Below are 5,315 nucleotides of genomic sequence, written 5' to 3'. Positions count from 1 at the left end.
CGCCGCCCAGCGTGCCGATCACCGCGCCGATCGCGCCGGCGATGAGGCCGCCGATGGCGGCGCCGGCCGTGGCGCCGATCACCGCGCCGGTGAAGGCGCCCACAATGATGCGGGCGCCGAATTGCTGCGGCACCTTGCGGCTCGGCGTCGACGGCAACTGGTCGGTGACGAGCTCGACAATCGCCAGGATAGTGAAGATGCTGACGGCGGCCCAGTGGCCCATGAAGCTCGCCCAGGTGCCGGCAACCGGGAGCCAGCCGAGATACGAGCCCCAGGCGACGGCGGCCGGCGCGGTCATGGCGCGCAAGCCGGCGATGACACCAATCAGCAGTGCGAGAATGTAAAGCATGATCGACCCCCTCAAAATCGGGACCTCGCATGGTCCCGAGATGGCAGGCTAGCATAGACAGGACGTTTGGCGATGGGCTTTCGCCACAGGGTGGATTGTGCTTTTGGCAGCAGCCAACATCGGAGGAGCGGCCATGACGACAAGCGAACGCATGAAGATGGCGGCGGGCGAATGGTACACCTGCATCGGCCCGGAACTGGAAGAGCTGCGCGCTGCCGCCCGCGATGCCGTGTTCGAGCACAACAGCCTGCCGCCCCGGCAGCGCGGCGACATCGGTCCTGCCTTGCGGGCGCTGCTCGGCGCCGTGGGCGAGGGCGCGCGCATCGAAGCGCTGTTCCACTGCGCTTATGGCTTCAACCTGTTCCTCGGCGACGGCGTCTTCCTCAATGCCGGCTGCACCATCCTCGATACCGCGCCGGTGCGCATCGGCAAGGGAACGCTGCTTGGCCCTAACGTGCAGATCTACTGCGCCGAGCATCATCGGGAGGCTGCCGGCCGGCTTGCCGGACTGGAGATCGCCAAACCGGTGACGATCGGCGACAATGCCTGGATCGGCGGCAGCGCGGTGATCCTCGCCGGCGTCAGGATCAGCGAGGGCGCCATTGTCGGCGCCGGAGCGGTGGTGACGCGCGACGTGGCGGCCAATACGACCGTCGTCGGCAACCCGGCGCGGATGATCGGGAAGCACTGAAGATTCGATAGCCGCCTTTCTAGAGCAATGCTGCCCGGCCCGGTGGCGTTTGCCTGGAGAATTCGCGCCGGTATTGCATCGGCGAGGTTCTGAGCCGAGCGGCGAAATGCTGGCGCAGCGAGGTGGCACTGCCGAAGCCGGCCTCGAAGGCCACTATATCCATCGACTTGTCCGTCTGTTCCAGCAGCCGCTGCGCCAGCGCCACGCGCTGGTCGGCCAGCCAGTCGCCGAAACTGGTCCCGATCGTCTTCTGGAAGCGGCGCGTGAAGGTGCGGCGGGTAAGACCCGCTGCTTCGGCGACGCTGTCCAGGCTGTGCGCATCGCCAAGCGTTGCCCGCACCTCGTCCAGGGCCCTGGCGAACCGGTCGGCGGTCGGCGTCGGCGCGAGAGGGCGTTCGATGAACTGGGCCTGGCCCCCCTGCCGGTGGGGCGAAAGCACGACATGGCGGGCGAGCCGAAGTGCTGCCTCGGCGCCATAGCGCGCCCGCACGATGTGCAGGCAGCAATCCAGCCCGGCCGCGACGCCGGCGGAGGTAACGATGTCGCCTTCATCGACATAGAGCACGTCGGCGTCGACGGCGATGTCGGGGTGAAGCGCCTGGAGCTGATCGGTATAGGCCCAATGCGTGGTCGCCTTGCGTCCCGCCAGCAGTCCAGCGGCGGCAATGGCGAAGGTGCCGAGGCACAGGCCCACGATCAGCGCGCCGCGTTGATGCGCCCGTGCGAGCGCGTCTTTGAGCGGCGCGGCCAGAGGGGCCTCGAGGTTCTTCCAGCTTGGGACGATGATGATGTCGGCTTCGTGGAGCGCCGAAAGATCGTGCGGGACCGAAATGCTCAAACCGGCATCGGTGTGAATAGGGCCTTGCTCGGCCGCGCAGACGCGGAAGTCGAACCGCGGCAGGCCGAGCTTCGTGCGGTCCGTGCCGAACACAAGGCAAGGCACGGAGAGATGGAAGGGACTTATGCCGTCGAAGGCGACGGCCGCGATGATCGGGTTGCGCATGACAGACACCATTGAGTTTCAAGCAAGAGCGTCCCGATTTTTTCGAACAATGTCAATCGGGCCACTTTCTGCATGTGGATGGTCGGCCTAGCTTTGCGCTCATCAACCCGTCGAAAGGAGACAGCCATGCCAACACCAGCCACCCAGCCGCGCCGCGCCCTCGTCGTCGTCGATGTCCAGAACGACTACAACGGCGGCAACCTCGCCATTCAGCATCCGCCCTTCGCCGACAGCGTCGCCAATGTGGCGCGCGCTATGGACGCCGCGGCCGCGGCCGGCATCAAGGTCGTGGTCGTCAAGCAGATGGCGCCGGAAACCTCGCCGATCTTCGCCAAGGGCAGCCATGGCGGCGAGTTGCATCCCGAGATCGCCCGGCGTGCCCGCGACCATTATGTCGAGAAGACGCTGCCTTCGGCCTTCACCGGCACGGACCTCGAGGACTGGCTGCGCGCAAACCACATCGATACGATCGCGGTCGTCGGCTACATGACGCATAATTGCGATCTTTCGACCATCATCCACGCAGTGCATATGGGCTTTGCCGTCGAATTCCTTTCGGATGCCAGCGGCTCGGTGCCCTACGCCAACAGCGCCGGCTATGCGTCGGCCGAGGACATCCATCGGGTGGTGAGCGTGGTGCTGCAGTCGCGCTTCGCCGCAGTGCTTAAGACCGCCGAATGGATCGACTGCCTGAAAACCGGCACCCTGCCGGAACGCGATACCATCTATGCGTCGAACCAGCGGGCGCTGGCGCGCAACGCCGCCTAAACCGTGCTGCTCCGACACAACAAAGGCGCCGCAGCGATGCGGCCCTCTTCTTTCCATGGAGATGCTTCCAGCGGTCGCGATTTATCACGCCCGGCGTTTCTTTTTCGAGCAACTCGCTGCTCAAACAACGTCCCGTCGATCGCAATTTTCGACACTGTGTTGAAGCAAATGAAAACCATACAGAGAGTGATGTATTTCACAGACGTCACCGTCGTCTTGCCGCAGAGTAGAATTTGAGCTTTAATTCAAGTTCGATTGGTAGGCTGTGGGGGCTAGCAATTGAAAGCGCGGGTTGCACGAAATGCGGTGGCCGCAGCGTTGGTCTGTGTTGCGACAATCCTGCCGCGGCCTGCTTTCGCTCAAGTTCCTCCGCACGCTCCAGGGACAATCTGTTTTACTCCGAATTTCTGGTGTTGGGCGCAGCCTCCAGGCCCGCCTGGATCGCCCTGTGGATGCCCTAGTCCCTATGGCTTTGTGCCTGGGTGGCTTGGCTGAGGAGGTCACTTGGCGCAAACGACACAAGCCGAAAGCGTCGAGGAACTGCTCTTGGAAGCAGACCGACTTGTCGCGGAGGCGGCAAGCAAGGGGAGGTCGCGAAACGAGAAACTCATATCTGCGCGAGAAAAAGTTGCGGCGCTTCCGGCGGAGCAAAGAAAGATTGTTCACGCTGATGTCATTGCGCTGAAAGCTGAAATAGAAGCGGCGCAGTTACCCTTGAGGGGCGCTAACGAAAACTCCGTCTCTCAAGGCATGGTCTATACCTGTATTTTCCTTTCAATGCTTCTCATGTTTCTGGTCGGATCTTTGTCTCTGGTGTACAACAAAGGTGTCGCCTTGCTTTCAGAGGTGCAAACTTTGGCGACACAGCAGCCGGATCGCCGATTTGGTCAGTTGGAGAGGCAACTGCTTGTCGCTCAGGATGATCTGTTCTCCCCAGACCAGATGCAACTCGCGAGCCTTCCCGTTGAATTAGGCGGAAAGCCGGAAGACCCTAAGGTTCCAGCAAAAAGGCCGATCGACGAACTGGCGCGTGAATCATCCTACCTGACCCTGCACGAACTTCGTGATCTGAATTTCAAGCTGAAGTCCCTGGAAACAAGAGTGGGCGACTTCGAGAATTTGTCAGCCTCGCCATTTCCGGGAGTGTTGAAGCTCGAAACCTTCGTCGGTACAGCGATGGCAAGCGGCCGGAATTTTGTCGGGGCGTTCAAAACCGCGGAGGTCACCACGGCCGGTCCGCTTTCACCTGAAACGAAGGCGGGCGGTGCCGCCAATGCAGAGGCGGCTAAGCAAGCGTCCGCAGGAAACGACACCATGAACTTCTTTTGTCGGGCTCAACCGGCGGCGAAACTGAAAAACAAAGACGGCAAAATCGTCGACGGCGCTACGACGCAAGCAATATCTCAGGCCGAACTTGCGGTGCAAGCCTCCGACTCTCAGGTCCTTGGGATGGACATGAGAAAGATTGTCGGTCAAGCCTGCAAGTATTCGCTGAACTATGTCTCGATGACGGTGCCCTCGGTGGATTCGTGGGCTCTAAGGATAAAAGACGCCATCGATCCCTACGCCGTATGGATCTTGCCATGTCTTTATGCAGCCTTGGGCTCAATGATCTACTATATGAGACTTATTTTGGATACCACGCAACCAAATCCGCCGGTTTATCGCATAGCCCATCGTATGGCGCTGGCCGCGCTGGCTGGGATGATCTTAGCCTGGTTTTGGGGTCCGACATTCGGCAGCAACAGCGACTTCAAGTCCGTAGGTTTCGGCCTCTTCACTTTCGCCTTTGTGGTTGGGTTCAGCATAGACGTCTTTTTTGCGCTGCTCGACCGTCTGGTTTTCATCTCCACGAACGCGATCAGCAAATTCGGCGGGAATTAGCGATCGATGAACCGCAAGGAACGGCAGCGCGAGTTGCCAATCCTTGCTTCAAGCCAAGCAATCCTTGCTTCAAGCCAAGGTGCCTTCATCGCAGTCGGTCGCCGACATCAAGAAGGTCGACTCCTCCACAGTGGCGTAAATAGAAATCGTCCAAGAAAAAAGGGCGCCGCGGCAGCGCGGCGCCCTTGGCCGTTTTCAGCTCGAACGATGCTTAGAACAAACCTTCGATCTGATCCTGTTCGTTGAGGAAGATCTTTTCCGAGGACGGCGCCTTGGGCAGGGCAGACCGGCAGGTTGCCGTAGCCGGCCTGCTCCCAGGCATGCAGCTGGTCGCGGATCGACTTGTCGGCAATCGCCTCGTCGCCGCGGTAGATGCGCTTGACGATGGTGTTGACCTTCTCGAACAGCGGCATCTCGTCGGGATAGAGCGGCGAGAACTGCGAGGCGCCGGATTCGGCGATCTCGACTACCTTCTTCGCCAGATCCTCGATGCCGGCCGAGCCCTGCGCCCAGTGCTTGCACAGGATCGCCTCGGCGCCCTGCGCCTTGACGAAATCCTTCATCGCCTGGATCTCGGTCTCGGTGTCGGTGGTGAAGTGGTTGATCGCCACCACCACCGG

Annotated in this window: 6 protein-coding genes; 3 read left to right on the top strand and 3 right to left on the bottom strand. The window is 61.3% G+C overall.

The features are described 5' to 3' along the window. Positions 1-349: DUF4126 domain-containing protein (locus AU465_RS13455; RefSeq protein WP_192247887.1), on the bottom strand; the 349-nt coding region annotated here is incomplete at its 3' end. A gap of 133 nt (positions 350-482) precedes the next feature. Here AU465_RS13455 and AU465_RS13450 point away from each other — a divergent pair. Beyond that, positions 483-1,040 (top strand): sugar O-acetyltransferase, encoded by a 558-nt coding sequence (locus tag AU465_RS13450; protein ID WP_192247884.1) that lies wholly within the window; start codon positions 483-485, stop codon positions 1,038-1,040. Between the two features lie 19 nt (positions 1,041-1,059). On the opposite strand, the gene AU465_RS13445 is transcribed toward AU465_RS13450, so the two are convergent. Beyond that, positions 1,060-2,043, bottom strand: a complete 984-nt coding sequence (locus AU465_RS13445; protein ID WP_192247881.1) for a helix-turn-helix domain-containing protein — start codon at positions 2,041-2,043, stop codon at positions 1,060-1,062. A gap of 126 nt (positions 2,044-2,169) precedes the next feature. Here AU465_RS13445 and AU465_RS13440 point away from each other — a divergent pair, with 126 nt between their 5' ends. Together AU465_RS13440 and AU465_RS13435 are read left to right on the top strand one after the other, a co-directional pair. Next, positions 2,170-2,811: a cysteine hydrolase family protein gene (locus tag AU465_RS13440; RefSeq protein ID WP_192247878.1), complete on the top strand. Its 642-nt coding sequence runs from the start codon at positions 2,170-2,172 to the stop codon at positions 2,809-2,811. A gap of 504 nt (positions 2,812-3,315) precedes the next feature. Then, positions 3,316-4,695: a hypothetical protein gene (locus tag AU465_RS13435; protein WP_192247875.1), complete on the top strand. Its 1,380-nt coding sequence runs from the start codon at positions 3,316-3,318 to the stop codon at positions 4,693-4,695. Between the two features lie 107 nt (positions 4,696-4,802). Here the strand turns inward: AU465_RS13435 and AU465_RS13430 are convergent. Continuing rightward, positions 4,803-5,315 (bottom strand): formate--tetrahydrofolate ligase (locus AU465_RS13430; protein ID WP_192247872.1); only part of this gene is annotated, 513 nt, incomplete at its 5' end.

It is taken from the genome of Mesorhizobium silamurunense, assembly GCF_014843905.1.
Lineage (GTDB): Bacteria > Pseudomonadota > Alphaproteobacteria > Rhizobiales > Rhizobiaceae > Mesorhizobium > Mesorhizobium silamurunense.
The sequence above is the reverse complement of the archived record's forward strand: the minus strand, read 5'-3'. Positions and strand labels throughout refer to the sequence as shown.